The following is a 15,778-nucleotide window of genomic DNA, read 5'->3' as shown; positions in this document are numbered from 1 at the left end:
CTGAAGGTTTGCGAACGTAGTTCAGGAAGTGAAATGAAAAATCTCAGTAATAGATGATGCTCCTCTTTTGTCAGATTAACAACAGTGTAAAATTATATATAAGTACATAATGAAAAACCCCAGGCTAAGCAGCTTGGGGTTTTTATATTCTAATTCGGAGTGTATTCCGGTTCTGTAGCTTCCGTCTGCTCATTCTGAACAGGTAGCGGCTTATTTTTTATTTTCTCTTTGTATTCCCTCTGGAACTGCTTCACTGTTTTTCCGGTACCGTCATGTCTCCATCCCGGTGAGTAGAAGAGGTATTTCAGACGATCTTTGAAAGAAAGTCCTGGTTGCTTAAGGTCCTTCCCAATTCTTCTCCATTCATAAAACAGTACTGTAGCAGGATCTTTAGACTTCATTTTAGGATAGATCCCATATTTTACAGGCACTTCCGGATCTTCCTTTTCAAAAGTTCCGAAGATTTTGTCCCAGATAATCAATCCCATTCCCATATTACGGTCCAGGTATTTGATGTTACAGGCATGATGCACACGGTGGTGAGAAGGCGTTACCAAAATGTATTCCAGGAAGCCCATGCTTTTGATAGATTGCGTATGTACAAAGGTTCCATAAATCTGAATAGCAGAATAAGCTACCATTACATGAAGCGGATGGAATCCCACTAATGCCAGAGGGGAAAAGAACAGATATCTGTACAGCGGCTGAAATACAGGACTTCTGAATCCTGTGGTGATATTGAAATAATCAGAATTGTGATGGGTAATGTGTACCGCCCAGAAGACACGGGAATGATGGTCTACATAATGGTGGACATAATAGGCAAAATCCTGGGCCAGGAATACTGCAATCCAGTACCAGATCCCAACTTCCCAATCAAAAATACGATGATAGTAAAAGAACATCATAACGAGCATAGAAAACCCTTTCATAATGATATCCAGGCTATAATTTAAAAGCGCTAAAAGCACATTGGTTGCCACATCTTTAGTCTCGTAAAGCTTATCTTTATTGAAGTGACTATACGCCATTTCTATAAAGATGATACCCGCAAACATAGGTATGGCCCAAGGATAAACAATATCCGGCCCATCACTTTCAAACATTTTACTAAAATCAAACATTTTTTCTGTAAAATTAAGCATTAAACGGATAAAATGGGAACTTTTTAGATTTAATATTGGATTTTATACATGTTTTAATGGAAATTTAATAAAAAATATAATGGCAATTGTGAAATATTCCGATTTATCCTTTACAATAAAGTGTAATAATGGGCAGAGAGTCTGTCTGAATTTTATCAAGTCAAAGAATCCTATAGGACTCATAAATAAAAGAAAATTCTGCTGATCATTTTATAATAACTCTAAAAATTTTTCGTAATTTGCTGCTAAGTTGTTCATACTTAAATTGTTGTATTACTTAGCGTAACTTGTTGGTTTTCAAAATAATCAATAGTATTCTTAACGACATTTTATAGTACACAGCTGATGGTTACATGGAAGATTAAGACTAAGCTATGAGAAGAATATATACTATTTTTGCCCTTTCAGCTGCCACAATCGCTTTTTCCCAATCCAAAACATTGGAAAAAGTAGAACCGGCTTTCTGGTGGAAGGGAATGAAAAATCCTGAACTTCAGATCCTTGTTTATGGAAAAGGAATTGCCAATCATGAGATTTCACTTTCAGATGGAATAAAGATTAAAGACATTCAGAAAGTTGAAAGTCCAAACTATGTTTTTATTACAGTTAACACCAATGAAATCAACGTTCCGAAGTTTACAATCAATATTGGAAAAGATAAAAAGAATCTTGGTTCTTACACCTACGAACTGAAGCAGAGAAATTCTGGGTCTGCAGACCGGGAATCTTATACTTCAAAAGATGTAATGTACCTCATAATGCCTGATCGTTTTGCCAACGGAAATGAAAAAAATGATTCCGTTCCCGAATTAACTGAAAAAGGAGATCGTAATTTGCCTAACGGAAGGCATGGTGGTGACCTTCAGGGAATCATCAATAACCTGGACTATATTCAGAATCTGGGAGCAACGGCTGTTTGGCTAACACCAGTGAATGAGGATAATGAAAAAGTATACTCTTATCACGGATATGCCCAAACTGACCTTTATAAAATTGATGCCCGCTACGGAACCAATGAAGATTACAAAAAGCTTTCCCAGGAGCTCAATAAAAGGAATATGAAACTGGTAATGGATTATGTTACCAATCATTGGGGTGTTTCCCATTGGATGATAAAAGATTTGCCAACCAAAGATTGGATTCACCTGTTCAAAGAAGGTGAAAATGGGTTTAAAAGATCCAATTATAAAATTTCCACTCAGTTTGATACCAATGCTTCAGAAATAGATAAAAAATATGCTTTGGATGGGTGGTTTGATAAAACAATGCCGGATATTAACCAGAAAAATCCGCTGGTTTTAAAATACCTGACCCAAAATGCTATCTGGTGGATCGAATATGCTGAATTAGGTGGTTTCCGTGTAGATACTTATCCTTACAATGATAAGGAAGCTATGGCGAAATGGGCAAAAGCTATTACCGATGAATATCCTAAGTTCAATATCGTAGGAGAAACATGGCTTGGGACCGCAGGACAGATTTCAGCCTGGCAGAAAAATTCTAAGACAGGTGAAGCAGTGGGATACAATTCAAACCTGCCATCTGTAATGGATTTTATGCTGTTTGGAGAGATGCCGAATGCTTTTAAAGAAAAAGAAAGCTGGAACAAAGGATTGATAAAGCTTTACGAATCTTTGAGCAGCGATTTCCTTTATCCGGATATCAATAATGTCATGGTCTTTTTTGAAAATCACGACACCGAAAGATGGAATGAAATCTTCAATGCAGATCCTAATGCCTACAAAATGGGATTAACCCTGATCTCAACTGTTCGCGGAATTCCTCAGATCTATTATGGCTCAGAAGTAGGAATGCGTGGAAATAAAGAGAAAGGAGGGGATGCTGATATCCGCAGAGACTTTCCTGGCGGCTGGAAAACTGATAAACAGAATGCATTCAATCCTGCAGCGCAAACCTCTGAACAAAAAGAATTCTATCAGTTTACTCAGAAATTATTGAACTGGAGAAAAGGAAAAGAAGTCATTCATACTGGAAAAACGAAAAATTTTGTTCCAAAGGATGATATTTTTACTTATTTCAGATATAATGATAAGGAAAGTGTGATGGTGATCATCAACAATAATACAAAAGATCAGACGTTAGACTTAAAATATTTTGAAGAATCATTAAAAGGATTTTCCAAAGGAAAAGAGGTGATCTCAGGAAAAGAATTCTCATTACAGAATACTTTGACAATTCCTGCCAAAACACCATTGATTATTGAACTTGAAAAATAAATAATACCTATGAAAAAATTAATAGCTGTTCATACACTCATCCTGTTTTTATTCGGATTTACAATGTTGTCTGCACAGTCAAACAAAACATTTGAAAAAGAAAAATCAGAAATCAGCACTATGCTTGATGCTTTTAACGTAGCAGCTGCTAAAGCTGACTATACGGGGTATTTCAATTTTTTTGCTGATGAATCTACCTTTATCGGAACAGATGCCACAGAGATCTGGAATAAAAAAGAATTTATGGTTTGGGCAAAGCCTCATTTCGATAAAAAGAAAACCTGGAATTTTACCGCATTGAAAAGAAATATCCATTTCAGTAAAGACGGAAAACTGGCTTGGTTTGATGAATTACTGGATACTCAGATGAAAATCTGCCGTGGTTCAGGAGTTGTGGAAAAGATCAATGGACAATGGAAAGTAAAACAGTACGTCCTTTCTATGACGGTTCCTAATGATGTTGTAGATAAAGTGGTAGCTGAAAAAGCTGCTCTTGAAGATGTTTTGATTAAAGAATTAAAAACAAAATAAGCATAAAAATAGCAATGGCTGGAAAAATGAAACCGGAACTTTCACTTACTCAGATCATCAATATGAGTATGGGATTCCTGGGAATCCAAATGGCATTCGGATTACAGAATGGAAATGCAAGCCGTATTCTTGCCAATTTAGGAGCAGACGTTCACGAACTGTCGTGGTTCTGGCTCGTAGCTCCCATTACAGGACTTATTGTTCAGCCTATTATTGGCCATATGGGGGATAATACCTGGAGTCCGTTGGGAAGAAGGAAACCTTATTTCCTGATTGGAGCCATTTTGTGTTCCATTGGATTGGTTTTACTCCCTAATGCAGCTTCTGTAACTCAGATGTTTGCAGCCAATGCCCTTTTACTGGCGGTAATCTTTCTTGCTATGATGGATGCTTCCGTGAATGTTGCTATGGAACCTTTCAGAGCTTTAGTGGGAGATATGCTTCCGAAACATCAGGGAACGATAGGTTTTTCAGTACAAACCATTCTGATTGGATTTGGAGCAGTGCTGGGTTCTTATTTACCGGATTGGCTGACGAAATTGGGAGTTTCCAATGTAGCACCTAAAGGTTTTGTTGCTGACAATGTGATCTATTCCTTTTATGTAGGAGCGGTATTGCTGATCATATCTATTTTGTATACCATCATTACTACTAAAGAATATTCTCCGGAAGAATTTGCTGCATTTGAAGACGGCAAAGAAATAGAATATGAAAAATCTAAATTTTCAGACATTTTTAAAGATTTTGCAGCCATTCCTGCGCAGATGAAAAATCTGGGAATTGTTCAGTTCTTTTCGTGGTTTGCCTTATTTACGATGTGGGTATTTACAACCAGTGCACTGGCAACTCATCATTTAGGGCTTTCTCCTGAAGATACTCACTCGAAGGCTTTCAATGATGCCGGGGATTTAACGGGTAAACTCTTTGGGATGTATAACCTTTGGGCAATCCCATTCGCATTTCTCTTAACACCTATTGCTAAATGGATTGGTAAAAAGCAAACCCATGCTTTAGCTTTGCTGTGCGGAGGATTAGGATTGATCTCCATGTACTTCATCAAAGAGGTAGATAATCTATGGATTTCTATGATCGGTTTAGGATTTGCCTGGGCAAGTATTTTGGCAATGCCTTACGCTATGCTGATTGAAGTGATTCCACAGAGAAAAATGGGTGTTTATATGGGAATATTCAACTTCTTTATTGTGATTCCACAGATCATCAACGGTCTGTTTGGAGGACCTATTGTGAGCGGTATTTTTGGAAAGCAGGCAATGGATTATGTAGTGGTAGGAGGTGTATGTATGTTAATTGGTGCTGTGGTAACTATGATCTTCGTTAAATCTGAAGATGAAACCCCTAAAGAAATTGAAGAAGAAATTAAACAGGTACATTTTTAATGAGAAATTAAGTCAGACATTGGCTTATGAAGAAGAATATATCATATTTATAAATTGTATACGATAAATAATAGGATTAAAATTCAATAGAAGCGGGCTTTAGCCCGCTTTCATATTTTAGATACCTTCCATTGGCTTTAGCCAAAACTTAACGGTATTCTCTATCGGTATTTATTATGCTAAAACCGTTTCAATCTCTGCAACTGTTTTTGATAAATTTTCCTCTCTTATTTCGGGAAGAGACATTCCCTCACTTCTGAATACCTCAATATCTGTAATTCCGATAAACCCCAATAAGGTTCTTAAATAAGATTCCATCTGATCAATGATACCTTTATCTTCGTACACTCCGCCGATTGCAAAATTCAGATATACCTTTTTGTTTTTTAAAAGACCTTTCAGAACACCGTCAGCATAGGAAAATGTTTTCCCCGGAATCGAAATATGGTCAATCCATGACTTTAAAGTTGAAGGGAAACTGAAATTATAAAAAGGAACTCCAATAACAAGAATATCCGCCTCTTCAATTTCTTTTAAAGCCTGATCGGAATACTTTGAAGCTTCTTTCTGTTCATCATTTCTTTCTTCATGAGGGATTTCAAAAGATAAAAAATGCGTGGTTTGCATATGAGGAATAGGATCTGATGCCAGATCACGAACCATAACTTTACTGTCAGGATGTATTTCTAATAATTGATTGATAACAACTTCAGAAAGTTGATTACTGGCAGAGTTTTCTCCGTTGATGCTTGTTTTAATATTTAAAATGGTAGTCATTTTTTGAATTTTTTGTTTTTACTGATGACAAAATTATTGTAAATTCACTTTCCAAAGTATAGCAGTTACCTAAAGGAAAGTGAAAATGGAAAAACAGAACAATCATAAAGAATGTTTACAGATCTTGAAACCAGTCCGTGATACACTGGATGTGATAAGTGGAAAATGGAAATTACTTATCATCGTTTCATTAAATGCAGGAAACAAACGTTTTACTGAAATTGAAAGGAGTATTCCGAAACTGACATCAAAAGTGTTGGCAAAAGAACTAAAAGAGCTTGAACAAAACGGTTTGGTGGAAAGAATCGTAAAAGACACCTATCCGGTGAGTATTGAATATTATTCCACCGCACATGCAAAAACTTTAACAACGGTGGTAGAATCTTTAAAAGACTGGGGAGAAAATCACCGTAAACATATCTTTGGAAGTCCGTCGGTTGCCAACAACGAAGGGTGAAAACAGATTTTTTGTAATTGAGAAAAAGAGCTGGAATTATCTAAGTAAAACAATGAAATTTAATATTTTAAATAAGTTTTTTTTATCGGAAAAAGAAAAAGCACTAGATCGGAATGTGATTGAAGAAGTTAATGATATTGAGCTTACTGATGAAGAATTGCTTCAAGAGGAAATGCTCCAATATGATGAGCATGTAGATTTCTACTACACAAATATTATCAATTCATTAATTCTCTATACTTATAATACTGAAGAACTGGATAAGATGGCTCCTGTTTTAATTGATCCATTGACAGAACTATATGAAGAACTTGATTATGCTTTTTTGCCTGTGTTATTTGAAACAGTTTTCAGGAATAAACTCATTGATGTATTCTTAAAAGAAGAACTCTTACTATTCAAAAAGAAAGTAGATGATACTCCCGATGAAATCTGGGATTGGGATGTTTTAGATATTCATGAACTTTGGAAAAATATAAGACTTGATGCTGAAAGGCTTCTCCATACAATGAATATAGAAACCAGAGAATATAATGCGGAATATATTACAGTAATTAAAAGATGACAATTGAATCTAAATAGAATGTTACAGTATGAAAATTTGCGTCATCTGCGAGAAAAAAACACAACTTTTCAGACTTCTCAGCATTCTTAGGCTTATTTGCTACCCTATCTTCTTTCTTATCCTATATCAACTTTTTTCACTCTCACATCCCGTACATTTGTACCATAAATAATCACAGAAATGAAAACAGTATATCATAAAGCAGATTCAAGAGGCCATGCTAATCATGGTTGGTTAAACTCTTACCACACATTCAGTTTTGCAAACTATCAGAACAATGACAGAATGAACTTTGGAGTATTAAGAGTATTGAACGACGATACCGTGTCTCAGGGAATGGGATTCGGGACACACCCACACAGGGATATGGAAATTATTTCCATTCCTTTAGAAGGAGATTTGGAACACAAAGATTCAATGGGAACTACTGCGGTCATCAAAAAAGGCGAAATTCAGGTCATGAGTGCCGGAACCGGAGTGCAACATAGTGAATATAACAAAAATAAAGACGAAGAGGTAAAATTCTTACAGATCTGGGTTTTCCCAAAAGAGGTGGGTGTAGAGCCGAGATATGACCAGAAAAGCATCAAAGAAGGTGAGAAAATCAATGGATTCCAACAGATTCTATCTCCTAATAAAAATGATGACGGAGTCTGGATTCATCAGGACGCATGGTTTAACCTGGCGAACTTTAAAAAAGGAAACGGGAAAAACTATATGCTGAATAAAAAAGGAAACGGAGTTTACGCATTTGTTTTAAAAGGAAGTGCAAAAGTAGGAGACCGTGTACTTAATGAAAGAGATGGATTGGGAATCTGGGATACGCAAAGCTTTAATATCGAAGCAGTAGAAGATGCAGAAATATTATTGATGGAAGTCCCAATGGAATTACCGTCTTATCTTAAATAAAAAACTAAATTTGTATCCTTAAAAATTAAAAATAATATAGAAGCATCATTGGGAAATCCGGGTGATGCTTCTGTATAACTTAAAAATAAATACGATATATGAAGATCTTAGCAATAGCAGGAAGTAACTCAGAAGTTTCAATGAACAAGCAGTTGGTAGCTTATGCATCAACATTATTTGATAAAGCAGAAGTAGAAGTAATTGATTTAAATCCTTTCGAAATGCCAATCTATAAACATGAAAGAGAATTAGCAGGTGGAGTTCCTCAGGAAGCTCATGATTTTGCAGCAAAAATTGATGGAGCAGATCTACTGTTGGTTTCTTTAGGAGAACACAATGGTACATATTCTACAGCATTCAAAAATGTGTTCGACTGGGTATCGAGAATCAAAGACAGAACCGTATGGAATGAAGTACCAATGCTATTGATGGCTACATCACCTGGAGGTAGAGGTGGAGCAGGAGTTTTGGAAGCAGCATCCAAGCGTTTCCCTTTTCACGGTGGAAATGTGGTGGAAACATTCTCGCTTCCTTTCTTCAATGATAACTTTGATAAAGCTGGGCAAAAGATTTCTAATGCAGAGAAAGACAGTGAATTAAAAGAAAAAGTAAAGAAGATTGCGGCTATTGAAACCATCCTTGAAAAATAGAATTTGAATATTCATTTAAAATTACTATTTTTGCAAAAAGAAAAGAGATGAAAATTCAGACCTCCTATAAACAATGTTTTTCTCATAAAGGGAAAATTGTGGGCTCTGAAATTCTGAGATAAAATAACGGCCGATAATCTGAAAAGATTGTCGGCTTTTTTGTTTTCTAAATTTGAAATAAAAAGTAAATTGAAATATAAAAGATAGTAAGGTGACAGACACCGGATCATCAATAATCTGAGATCTGAAACATATTATCTAAAAAATCTAAGCAGACATGAGCAACACTTACAAATCAGCAGGAGTAGACAAAGAAGAAGGATACAAAACGGTTGACAAGATTAAAAAAGCAGTGGGTGAAACCCACAATTCCAATGTATTGAACCATTTGGGAAGCTTTGGTGCTTTCTACGAAATCGGTGGATACAAAAACCCAGTTCTTGTTTCAGGAACAGACGGGGTAGGAACTAAGCTGAAAGTAGCTTTGGATACCAAAAAATATGACTCTATCGGAGTAGACTGTTTCGCAATGTGTGCTAACGATATTCTTTGTCACGGGGCAAAACCTTTGTTCTTCTTAGATTATTTAGCTTGTGGAAAGCTGGATTCTGAAATTGCAGCAGAAATCGTTTTAGGAATGGTGAATGCCTGTAAAGATAACAACTGTGCATTAATTGGTGGGGAAACTGCTGAAATGCCGGGAATGTACCAGCCGGGTGATTATGATGTTGCAGGATTCTGTGTAGGAATCGTAGAAAAAGATCAGATCATTGATGGTTCAAACATTAAGGCAGGTAATAAAATTATCGCATTGCCAAGCTCAGGATTCCATTCTAACGGATTCTCTTTAGTAAGAAAAGTATTCCCGAACTTCGAAGAGGAGTTTGAAGGAAAACCATTATACGAAACCCTTTTAGTACCAACAAGACTATATTTCAAAGATATTCATAAAGTATTGGAAGAAGTAAAAGTAGGTGGGATTGCTCACATTACAGGTGGTGGGTTATACGAAAATGTTCCAAGAATCATTCCTGAAGGACTTTGTGCTTCTATTGACGGTTCCAAAATCAGAATTCCAAGTGTAATGCTTGAACTGGAGAAGAGAGGTGGAATTGCTCGTGAAGAAATGCACGGTACTTTCAACATGGGTGTAGGAATGGTAATCGTAGTAGATGCTGAACATGCTGAGAAAGTATTACACCTTTTAGATGATGCTTACGAAATCGGAGAAATCACTGAAGGAGCAGAGAAAATCAACTTATCACTATAATATAACAATGTATCAGTATATCAATTAAAGTCATTGTTATACTGTTACCTTATAAAATGAAGAAATCCACCCGCTATTGTCTCATAATAATAGTACTCCTGGGAGTCGGATATTGGGGATTTAATAGCTGGAAACATAAAACATCTTTAGGAAAACTCATCATCATCGAAGCTACATTTATGCAATATGCCTGCGGAGACGAAAATGATGACGCCAAAGTTGAAAAAGTAAGCGACTCACGATATAACTTTTTATTAGGAAAAGATATAAATCCTGAAACAGAAAACAATCTTGATCCCATCGATTTTAAAGATTATTTTTATGATAATCGGACCGATCAATATCACATGACATATAGATTGAAAGGTCGTTTGGAACAGGATTCAAGATCAGGATGCAGTGATTCCGCTCCCAGATTTTATGTGGAGGAAATAGAAAGATTAGACGGAACTCACCGGGTAGTAAAAAAATAAATTGAATAGATATCAGACAGGAAACTGAAAGATGTATTTAAAATAAAGCCTTGTCAAGGTTTAAAACCTTGACAAGGCTACCAAATAAATATGAAGAACATTGTTGTACTTGTATCCGGTTCAGGAAGTAATCTCCAAAGAATCATTGATACCATCGAAGCCGGAGAGATCCAAAACGCAAAAGTGGTTTTAGTGGTGGCAGACAGAGAATGCTACGGATTGGAAAGAGCAAAAAATCATAATATAAAAAACATACTTATTCCAAGAGGAAAGAACTTCAGCAGTGAATTGGCTAATGTAATCCCACAAGATACAGATCTTATCGTATTGGCAGGATTCCTATCCATTTTAAAACCTGAATTCTGTGAAAACTGGAATGGTAAAATAATCAATATTCATCCGGCATTGCTTCCGAAATTCGGAGGAAAAGGAATGTGGGGAATGAACGTTCATAATGCAGTGATTGAGGCTAAAGAAGTAGAGAGTGGGGCAACAGTGCATTTTGTAACTCCGGGTATTGATGAAGGAGAAGCTATTCTTCAGAAATCTTTTGAAGTAACAGCAGAAGATACTCCAGAAACATTAGCTCAGAAAGTTCACAAGATTGAATATGAAATATTTCCGCTAGCGATCAATAAGGTCTTAGGGAATTAATAATGAGTAAAATTCCCCTCCTCTGGAAGGGTGTCAAAAATTTTTAATTTTTGACGGGATGGTTAAAAATCTAAGTAAAATAAAAAGTAATCCGGAGGTGAAAGACCCGGATACAGTTTGAAATAACTGTGAAAAGTAAAAATTGAAAGTAATGAGTAAAAAGAGAGTTTTAATCAGTGTTTCTGACAAAAGTGGATTAATTGAATTCGCACAGTTTTTGGAAGCTCAGAATTATGAGTTGATCTCCACAGGAGGAACGTTCAAACATTTGAAAGACGCTGGTTTAAATCCAATTCAGATTGATGAGGTAACCAATTTTCCTGAAATGTTGGACGGTAGAGTAAAAACTTTACACCCAAAAGTTCACGGTGGTTTGTTAGCGGTTCGTACCAACGAAGAGCACATGAAAACCGTTCAGGAACACGGAATTGGTCTGATTGACATGGTAATCGTAAACCTTTATCCTTTCTTCGAAAACGTGAACAAAGACATTTCGTTACACGAGAAAGTAGAGTTTATCGATATCGGTGGTCCGTCTATGCTTCGTTCTGCAGCAAAAAACTTTGATTCTGTTACGGTAATTACTGATGTAGAAGATTATACAACGGTAAAAATTGAAATGGAACAAAACGGGGATACTTACATTGAAACCCGTAAGAAGCTTGCAGGAAAAGTATTCAACCTTACATCAGCTTATGATGCTGCTATTTCAAGAATGCTTTTAGATGAGGAATATCCAACGTATTTAAATGCATCTTACAAAAAAGTTTCTGATCTTAGATACGGTGAAAACCCTCACCAGTCGGCAGCTTACTATGTTTCTACTTTCGAGAACGGAGCAATGAAAGACTTCGAGCAGCTTGGAGGTAAAGAACTTTCTTTCAACAACCTTCGTGATATGGACCTTTGCTGGAAAGTAGTCACTGAGTTCAAAGAAGAAATGGCTTGTTGCGCCGTAAAACACTCTACCCCTTGTGGAGTTGCGATAGGTACTTCAGCATTGGAAACATACCAAAAAACTTTCGAATGTGATCCGGTTTCCATCTTTGGCGGAATTGTTGCAATGAACTATAAGATTGACGCTGCAACAGCTGAAGAGCTAAACAAAACTTTCCTTGAGATTGTAATGGCTCCGGATTTCGACGAAGAAGCTCTTGAAGTTTTAAGAAAAAAGAAAAACCTGAGAATCATCAAAATCGTAAACCCTGTTTCTGATAAAAAGACTTGGGTAAAAGTAGACGGTGGTATCCTGGTTCAGGATAATGATTTACATTTCTCTGATGATATCAAAGTAGTAACTGAAATTCAGCCTACTGAAGAACAGAAAAAAGCATTGCTTTTCTCTCAGAGAGTGGTAAAATATGTGAAATCTAATGCTATTGTTGTTTCCAATGGGATCCAGGCTTTCGGAATCGGAGGGGGACAGGTTAACAGAATCTGGGCTACACAGCAAGCAATCGAAAGAGCAAAAGAAAAGTTCACAGGAGATTTAGTATTGGCATCTGATGCATTTTTCCCTTTCCGTGACGTGGTAGATTTCTGCGCTCAGGAAGGTATCAAAGCAATCATCCAGCCAGGAGGAAGTGTAAAAGATCAGGACAGCATTGAAGCTGCTAATGAGCACAAAATCCCAATGATGTTTACTGGGGTTAGACACTTTTTCCACTAATTAAAATAGAATTAAAAAATAATTTTGGATGGTAATTTTAACATCCAAAATTATATATTTGTAGAATAAGACTAGATAATAAATAAAGTATGAGAATATTAATCATAGGTGAAGGCGGTAGAGAATCTGCTTTAGCAGCAAAGCTTCAGAATGACCCGAGAATTTCTAAAATGTTTTTTGCTAACGGGAATGCTACTACCGATGCAATAGGGAAAAATGTTCATTTATCAGAAATCAAAGAACTTAGAGATTTCGCTATTAAAGAAAAGGTTGATTTAACGATCGTTGGACCGGAAGCACCATTGGTAGCTGGGATCAAAGATGAGTTTAAAAAGCATGATCTTAAAGTTTTCGGACCTACTCAGAAAGTAGCAAGCTTGGAAGGGAGCAAGGCTTTTTCTAAGAAATTTATGCAGACCTATGATATCAAAACAGCTAAAGCGGTAGTATTTGATTCATATAACGAAGCAAAAGAATATGTACAAACACAGCAGTATCCTTTAGTGATCAAGGCAAGTGGTTTAGCAGGTGGAAAAGGAGTTGTTATCTGTGATACCCTTGAAGAAGCTGAAGCTACTATCCACGACTTCATGATCAGAAGAATCTATGGAGATGCAGGAATCCGTTTGGTGATTGAAGAATATTTACAAGGTTTTGAAGCTTCTATCATTGCTTTCTCTAATGGTGAAAAACTTTTCCCATGTGTAGCTGCAAAAGATTATAAAAAAGCAGGAAACGGAGATACAGGACCCAATACAGGAGGAATGGGCTCAGTGGCACCAAGCCCGGAGTTTACTCAGGAGCACTACGCTGATTTTGAACAAAATATTTTAGAACCTACTATTAAAGGTCTTAAAGCAGAAGGATTCAGTTTCAAAGGAATCATTTTCTTCGGATTAATGGTAACTAAGAACGGAGCTTATCTTCTTGAATACAACATGAGATTCGGAGATCCTGAAACTCAGGTATTGATGGCGCTTATGGAAAACAACCTCTTAGATGTGATCCAGGACTGTATGGACGGAAAAGACATTGAGCTTAAGTTTAAAGACGAAAAAGCAGTTTGTCTTGTCATGTGTTCAGGTGGTTATCCAAGAAACATTGAAACAGGTTTCGAAATTACAGGAGAAGACAAAGTAAAACATAGTAAACTATTATATGCAGGAGCTATCAAAAAAGGAGACAAAGTGGTTTCCAATGGAGGTAGAGTATTGAACATCGTAGCTACCGGAGCTACTTTCGATGATGCCCGCAAAAAAGTTTACGAAGACGCAGGACATGTACATTTCGATTACGGCTTCTACAGAGAAGACATCGGAAAGTTTTAATAAAAATCATGAGAAAAGATTTGGAGTCATTCCAAGTCTTTTTTTGTAAAACAGTTAATATTAGAAATAAGAGTTCAGATGCCAGATTCCAGACTTCAGACCCCCAAATCTGATATCTGTTGTCTGAAATCTGATATCTTTCAAACAAATCAATTATCAAAAATGAACAACGGTATTATTATTTTAGATTTCGGATCCCAGTACAACCAGCTTATCGGAAGAAGAATCCGTGAGATGGGCGTGTACTCTGAAATCTTACCTTTCAATACACCTTTACAAGATATTTTAGCAAAACAGCCAAAAGGAATTATCCTTTCCGGAGGACCAAGTTCTGTAAACGCAGAAAATGCTCACCTGGTTGAAAAAGAATTGTATGAGCAGGGAGTTCCGGTTTTAGGAATTTGTTACGGAATGCAGATGACTGCTCACCTTTTAGGCGGAAAAGTAAATAAAGGAGAAAAAGGAGAATACGGAAAAGCCAGCCTTGAAATCGTTAAAGAAAGCTCTTTATTAAAAGGCGTAACTCAGAACTCTGTAGTTTGGATGAGCCACTTTGACGAAGTAGGTGAGTTGCCTGCAGGTTTTGAATTAAACGCAAAATCAGGAGTTATTGCTTCCATTTCTAATGAAGACAAAAAAATATTCTGCGTTCAGTTTCACCCGGAAGTTTCCCATACGGAAGAAGGAGGAAAAATGCTTGAGAACTTCGTATTTGGAATCTGTAATTCAGAGAAAAACTGGAAACTGACGAACTATATTGAGAAAACAGTAGAAGAAATCCGTGAGAAAGTAGGGGATAACAAAGTGATCCTTGGTCTTTCAGGAGGTGTTGACTCTTCTGTAGCTGCAGTTTTGATCCATAAAGCAATCGGAGATCAGTTAACTTGTATTTTCGTAGATACAGGATTATTGAGAAAGGATGAAGGTAAGAAAGTAATGGATCAGTATGGAGAGCATTTCCATATGAACATTAAAATGGTGGATGCCAGAGAAAGATTCCTTTCAAAATTAGCTGGAGTAGATGATCCTGAAGCGAAGAGAAAAGCTATCGGAAATGAGTTTATCCATGTATTTGATGAAGAATCTCACAAAATTGAAGGGGCTAAATTCTTGGCTCAGGGAACCATTTACCCTGACGTTATCGAAAGCCAGTCTGTAAACGGACCATCTGCAGTAATCAAGTCTCACCATAACGTGGGCGGACTTCCTGAAGATATGGAATTCGAATTGTTAGAGCCATTAAGAGAGCTTTTCAAGGACGAAGTAAGAAGAGTAGGAGAAGAATTAGGAATTCCTCACCACATGGTATACAGACATCCTTTCCCAGGACCTGGATTAGGAATCAGAGTATTGGGGGCTGTAGATGCAGAAAAAGTAAGAATCCTTCAGGAAGCTGATGATATCTTCATCGAAGAACTATACAAAAACGACCTTTACGAAAAAGTATCCCAGGCTTTCGTAGTATTACTTCCTGTAAAATCTGTAGGAGTAATGGGTGATGAAAGAACTTACGAATACACAGCAGTAGTTCGTTCTGCTAACACCATCGACTTTATGACAGCAACATGGAGCAGGCTTCCTTACGAGTTCTTAGATACTGTGTCAAGCAGAATCATCAACGAAGTAAGAGGAATCAACAGAGTAGCTTACGATATTTCAAGCAAACCACCTGCAACCATTGAGTGGGAATAATTTTTGACTTGAATTTTAGATATA

At 36.7% G+C, this 15,778-nt stretch carries 15 protein-coding genes; 13 read left to right on the top strand and 2 right to left on the bottom strand.

Annotated features, from left to right (window positions below; all coding sequences use genetic code 11):
* Window positions 1–149 precede the first annotated feature (149 nt).
* Window positions 150–1,124, bottom strand: coding sequence for a sterol desaturase family protein (locus M2372_RS07170; RefSeq protein WP_123320116.1), 975 nt, complete (start codon window positions 1,122–1,124; stop codon window positions 150–152).
* A gap of 395 nt (window positions 1,125–1,519) precedes the next feature.
* On the opposite strand from M2372_RS07170, the gene M2372_RS07165 reads away from it, so the two are divergent.
* The 3 genes from M2372_RS07165 to M2372_RS07155 are packed head-to-tail and all read left to right on the top strand — an operon-like array spanning window position 1,520 to window position 5,310.
* Window positions 1,520–3,382, top strand: a complete 1,863-nt coding sequence (locus tag M2372_RS07165) for a glycoside hydrolase family 13 protein (protein ID WP_123319710.1) — start codon at window positions 1,520–1,522, stop codon at window positions 3,380–3,382.
* Between the two features lie 9 nt (window positions 3,383–3,391).
* The gene (locus M2372_RS07160; protein ID WP_123319709.1) at window positions 3,392–3,913 is read left to right on the top strand and encodes a nuclear transport factor 2 family protein; all 522 of its coding nucleotides are present in this window, start codon (window positions 3,392–3,394) and stop codon (window positions 3,911–3,913) included.
* A 14-nt stretch (window positions 3,914–3,927) separates the two neighbouring features.
* Window positions 3,928–5,310 carry an MFS transporter gene (locus tag M2372_RS07155; protein ID WP_115971118.1) on the top strand — a complete coding sequence of 461 codons (1,383 nt, stop codon included), beginning with the start codon at window positions 3,928–3,930 and terminating at the stop codon, window positions 5,308–5,310.
* A 174-nt stretch (window positions 5,311–5,484) separates the two neighbouring features.
* Here M2372_RS07155 and M2372_RS07150 read toward each other — a convergent pair whose 3' ends face one another.
* On the bottom strand, window positions 5,485–6,087 hold the full coding sequence (locus tag M2372_RS07150) for an FMN-dependent NADH-azoreductase (protein WP_123319708.1): 603 nt from the start codon (window positions 6,085–6,087) through the stop codon (window positions 5,485–5,487).
* A gap of 85 nt (window positions 6,088–6,172) precedes the next feature.
* Between M2372_RS07150 and M2372_RS07145 the strand changes: the two genes are divergently transcribed.
* The 10 genes from M2372_RS07145 to guaA all read left to right on the top strand — a co-directional run bounded on the left by M2372_RS07145 (window position 6,173) and on the right by guaA (window position 15,754).
* The gene (locus tag M2372_RS07145; protein ID WP_123319707.1) at window positions 6,173–6,544 is read left to right on the top strand and encodes a helix-turn-helix domain-containing protein; all 372 of its coding nucleotides are present in this window, start codon (window positions 6,173–6,175) and stop codon (window positions 6,542–6,544) included.
* Window positions 6,545–6,596: 52 nt separating this feature from the next.
* Window positions 6,597–7,109, top strand: coding sequence for a hypothetical protein (locus tag M2372_RS07140; protein WP_185018820.1), 513 nt, complete (start codon window positions 6,597–6,599; stop codon window positions 7,107–7,109).
* Between the two features lie 180 nt (window positions 7,110–7,289).
* A complete protein-coding gene (locus M2372_RS07135; RefSeq protein WP_123319706.1) occupies window positions 7,290–8,018 on the top strand; it encodes a pirin family protein in 729 nt (242 codons plus the stop codon).
* 98 nt (window positions 8,019–8,116) lie between these two features.
* Entirely contained in the window at window positions 8,117–8,668 is a 552-nt protein-coding gene (locus tag M2372_RS07130; protein WP_123319705.1) for an NADPH-dependent FMN reductase, read from the top strand.
* Between the two features lie 277 nt (window positions 8,669–8,945).
* The gene (gene purM, locus M2372_RS07125) at window positions 8,946–9,938 is read left to right on the top strand and encodes a phosphoribosylformylglycinamidine cyclo-ligase (protein WP_115971124.1); all 993 of its coding nucleotides are present in this window, start codon (window positions 8,946–8,948) and stop codon (window positions 9,936–9,938) included.
* Window positions 9,939–9,994: 56 nt separating this feature from the next.
* A complete protein-coding gene (locus M2372_RS07120; protein WP_123319704.1) occupies window positions 9,995–10,411 on the top strand; it encodes a hypothetical protein in 417 nt (138 codons plus the stop codon).
* 90 nt (window positions 10,412–10,501) lie between these two features.
* Window positions 10,502–11,065, top strand: a complete 564-nt coding sequence (purN, locus tag M2372_RS07115; protein ID WP_123319703.1) for a phosphoribosylglycinamide formyltransferase — start codon at window positions 10,502–10,504, stop codon at window positions 11,063–11,065.
* Window positions 11,066–11,216: 151 nt separating this feature from the next.
* Window positions 11,217–12,734, top strand: coding sequence for a bifunctional phosphoribosylaminoimidazolecarboxamide formyltransferase/IMP cyclohydrolase (gene purH / locus M2372_RS07110; protein ID WP_123319702.1), 1,518 nt, complete (start codon window positions 11,217–11,219; stop codon window positions 12,732–12,734).
* An 89-nt stretch (window positions 12,735–12,823) separates the two neighbouring features.
* Complete coding sequence (gene purD / locus M2372_RS07105) at window positions 12,824–14,062, top strand: phosphoribosylamine--glycine ligase (protein WP_123319701.1); 1,239 nt, start codon at window positions 12,824–12,826, stop codon at window positions 14,060–14,062.
* A 162-nt stretch (window positions 14,063–14,224) separates the two neighbouring features.
* A complete protein-coding gene (gene guaA / locus M2372_RS07100) occupies window positions 14,225–15,754 on the top strand; it encodes a glutamine-hydrolyzing GMP synthase (protein ID WP_115971129.1) in 1,530 nt (509 codons plus the stop codon).
* Window positions 15,755–15,778 lie beyond the last annotated feature (24 nt).

The organism is Chryseobacterium sp. BIGb0232 (genome assembly GCF_024810195.1).
In the GTDB taxonomy this organism is placed as follows: Bacteria; Bacteroidota; Bacteroidia; order Flavobacteriales; family Weeksellaceae; genus Chryseobacterium; species Chryseobacterium pennae.
Note: the sequence above shows the minus strand (reverse complement) of the source record. Positions and strands in the feature narration are given on the sequence as shown.

Bases quoted from the DNA above. Each gene is read 5' to 3' on its own strand.
- M2372_RS07170 (WP_123320116.1), bottom strand. From the start codon at position 1,124: ATGTTTGATTTTAGTAAAATGTTTGAAAGTGATGGGCCGGATATTGTT.
- M2372_RS07165 (WP_123319710.1), top strand. From the start codon at position 1,520: ATGAGAAGAATATATACTATTTTTGCCCTTTCAGCTGCCACAATCGCT.
- M2372_RS07160 (WP_123319709.1), top strand. From the start codon at position 3,392: ATGAAAAAATTAATAGCTGTTCATACACTCATCCTGTTTTTATTCGGA.
- M2372_RS07155 (WP_115971118.1), top strand. From the start codon at position 3,928: ATGGCTGGAAAAATGAAACCGGAACTTTCACTTACTCAGATCATCAAT.
- M2372_RS07150 (WP_123319708.1), bottom strand. From the start codon at position 6,087: ATGACTACCATTTTAAATATTAAAACAAGCATCAACGGAGAAAACTCT.
- M2372_RS07145 (WP_123319707.1), top strand. From the start codon at position 6,173: ATGGAAAAACAGAACAATCATAAAGAATGTTTACAGATCTTGAAACCA.
- M2372_RS07140 (WP_185018820.1), top strand. From the start codon at position 6,597: ATGAAATTTAATATTTTAAATAAGTTTTTTTTATCGGAAAAAGAAAAA.
- M2372_RS07135 (WP_123319706.1), top strand. From the start codon at position 7,290: ATGAAAACAGTATATCATAAAGCAGATTCAAGAGGCCATGCTAATCAT.
- M2372_RS07130 (WP_123319705.1), top strand. From the start codon at position 8,117: ATGAAGATCTTAGCAATAGCAGGAAGTAACTCAGAAGTTTCAATGAAC.
- purM (WP_115971124.1), top strand. From the start codon at position 8,946: ATGAGCAACACTTACAAATCAGCAGGAGTAGACAAAGAAGAAGGATAC.
- M2372_RS07120 (WP_123319704.1), top strand. From the start codon at position 9,995: ATGAAGAAATCCACCCGCTATTGTCTCATAATAATAGTACTCCTGGGA.
- purN (WP_123319703.1), top strand. From the start codon at position 10,502: ATGAAGAACATTGTTGTACTTGTATCCGGTTCAGGAAGTAATCTCCAA.
- purH (WP_123319702.1), top strand. From the start codon at position 11,217: ATGAGTAAAAAGAGAGTTTTAATCAGTGTTTCTGACAAAAGTGGATTA.
- purD (WP_123319701.1), top strand. From the start codon at position 12,824: ATGAGAATATTAATCATAGGTGAAGGCGGTAGAGAATCTGCTTTAGCA.
- guaA (WP_115971129.1), top strand. From the start codon at position 14,225: ATGAACAACGGTATTATTATTTTAGATTTCGGATCCCAGTACAACCAG.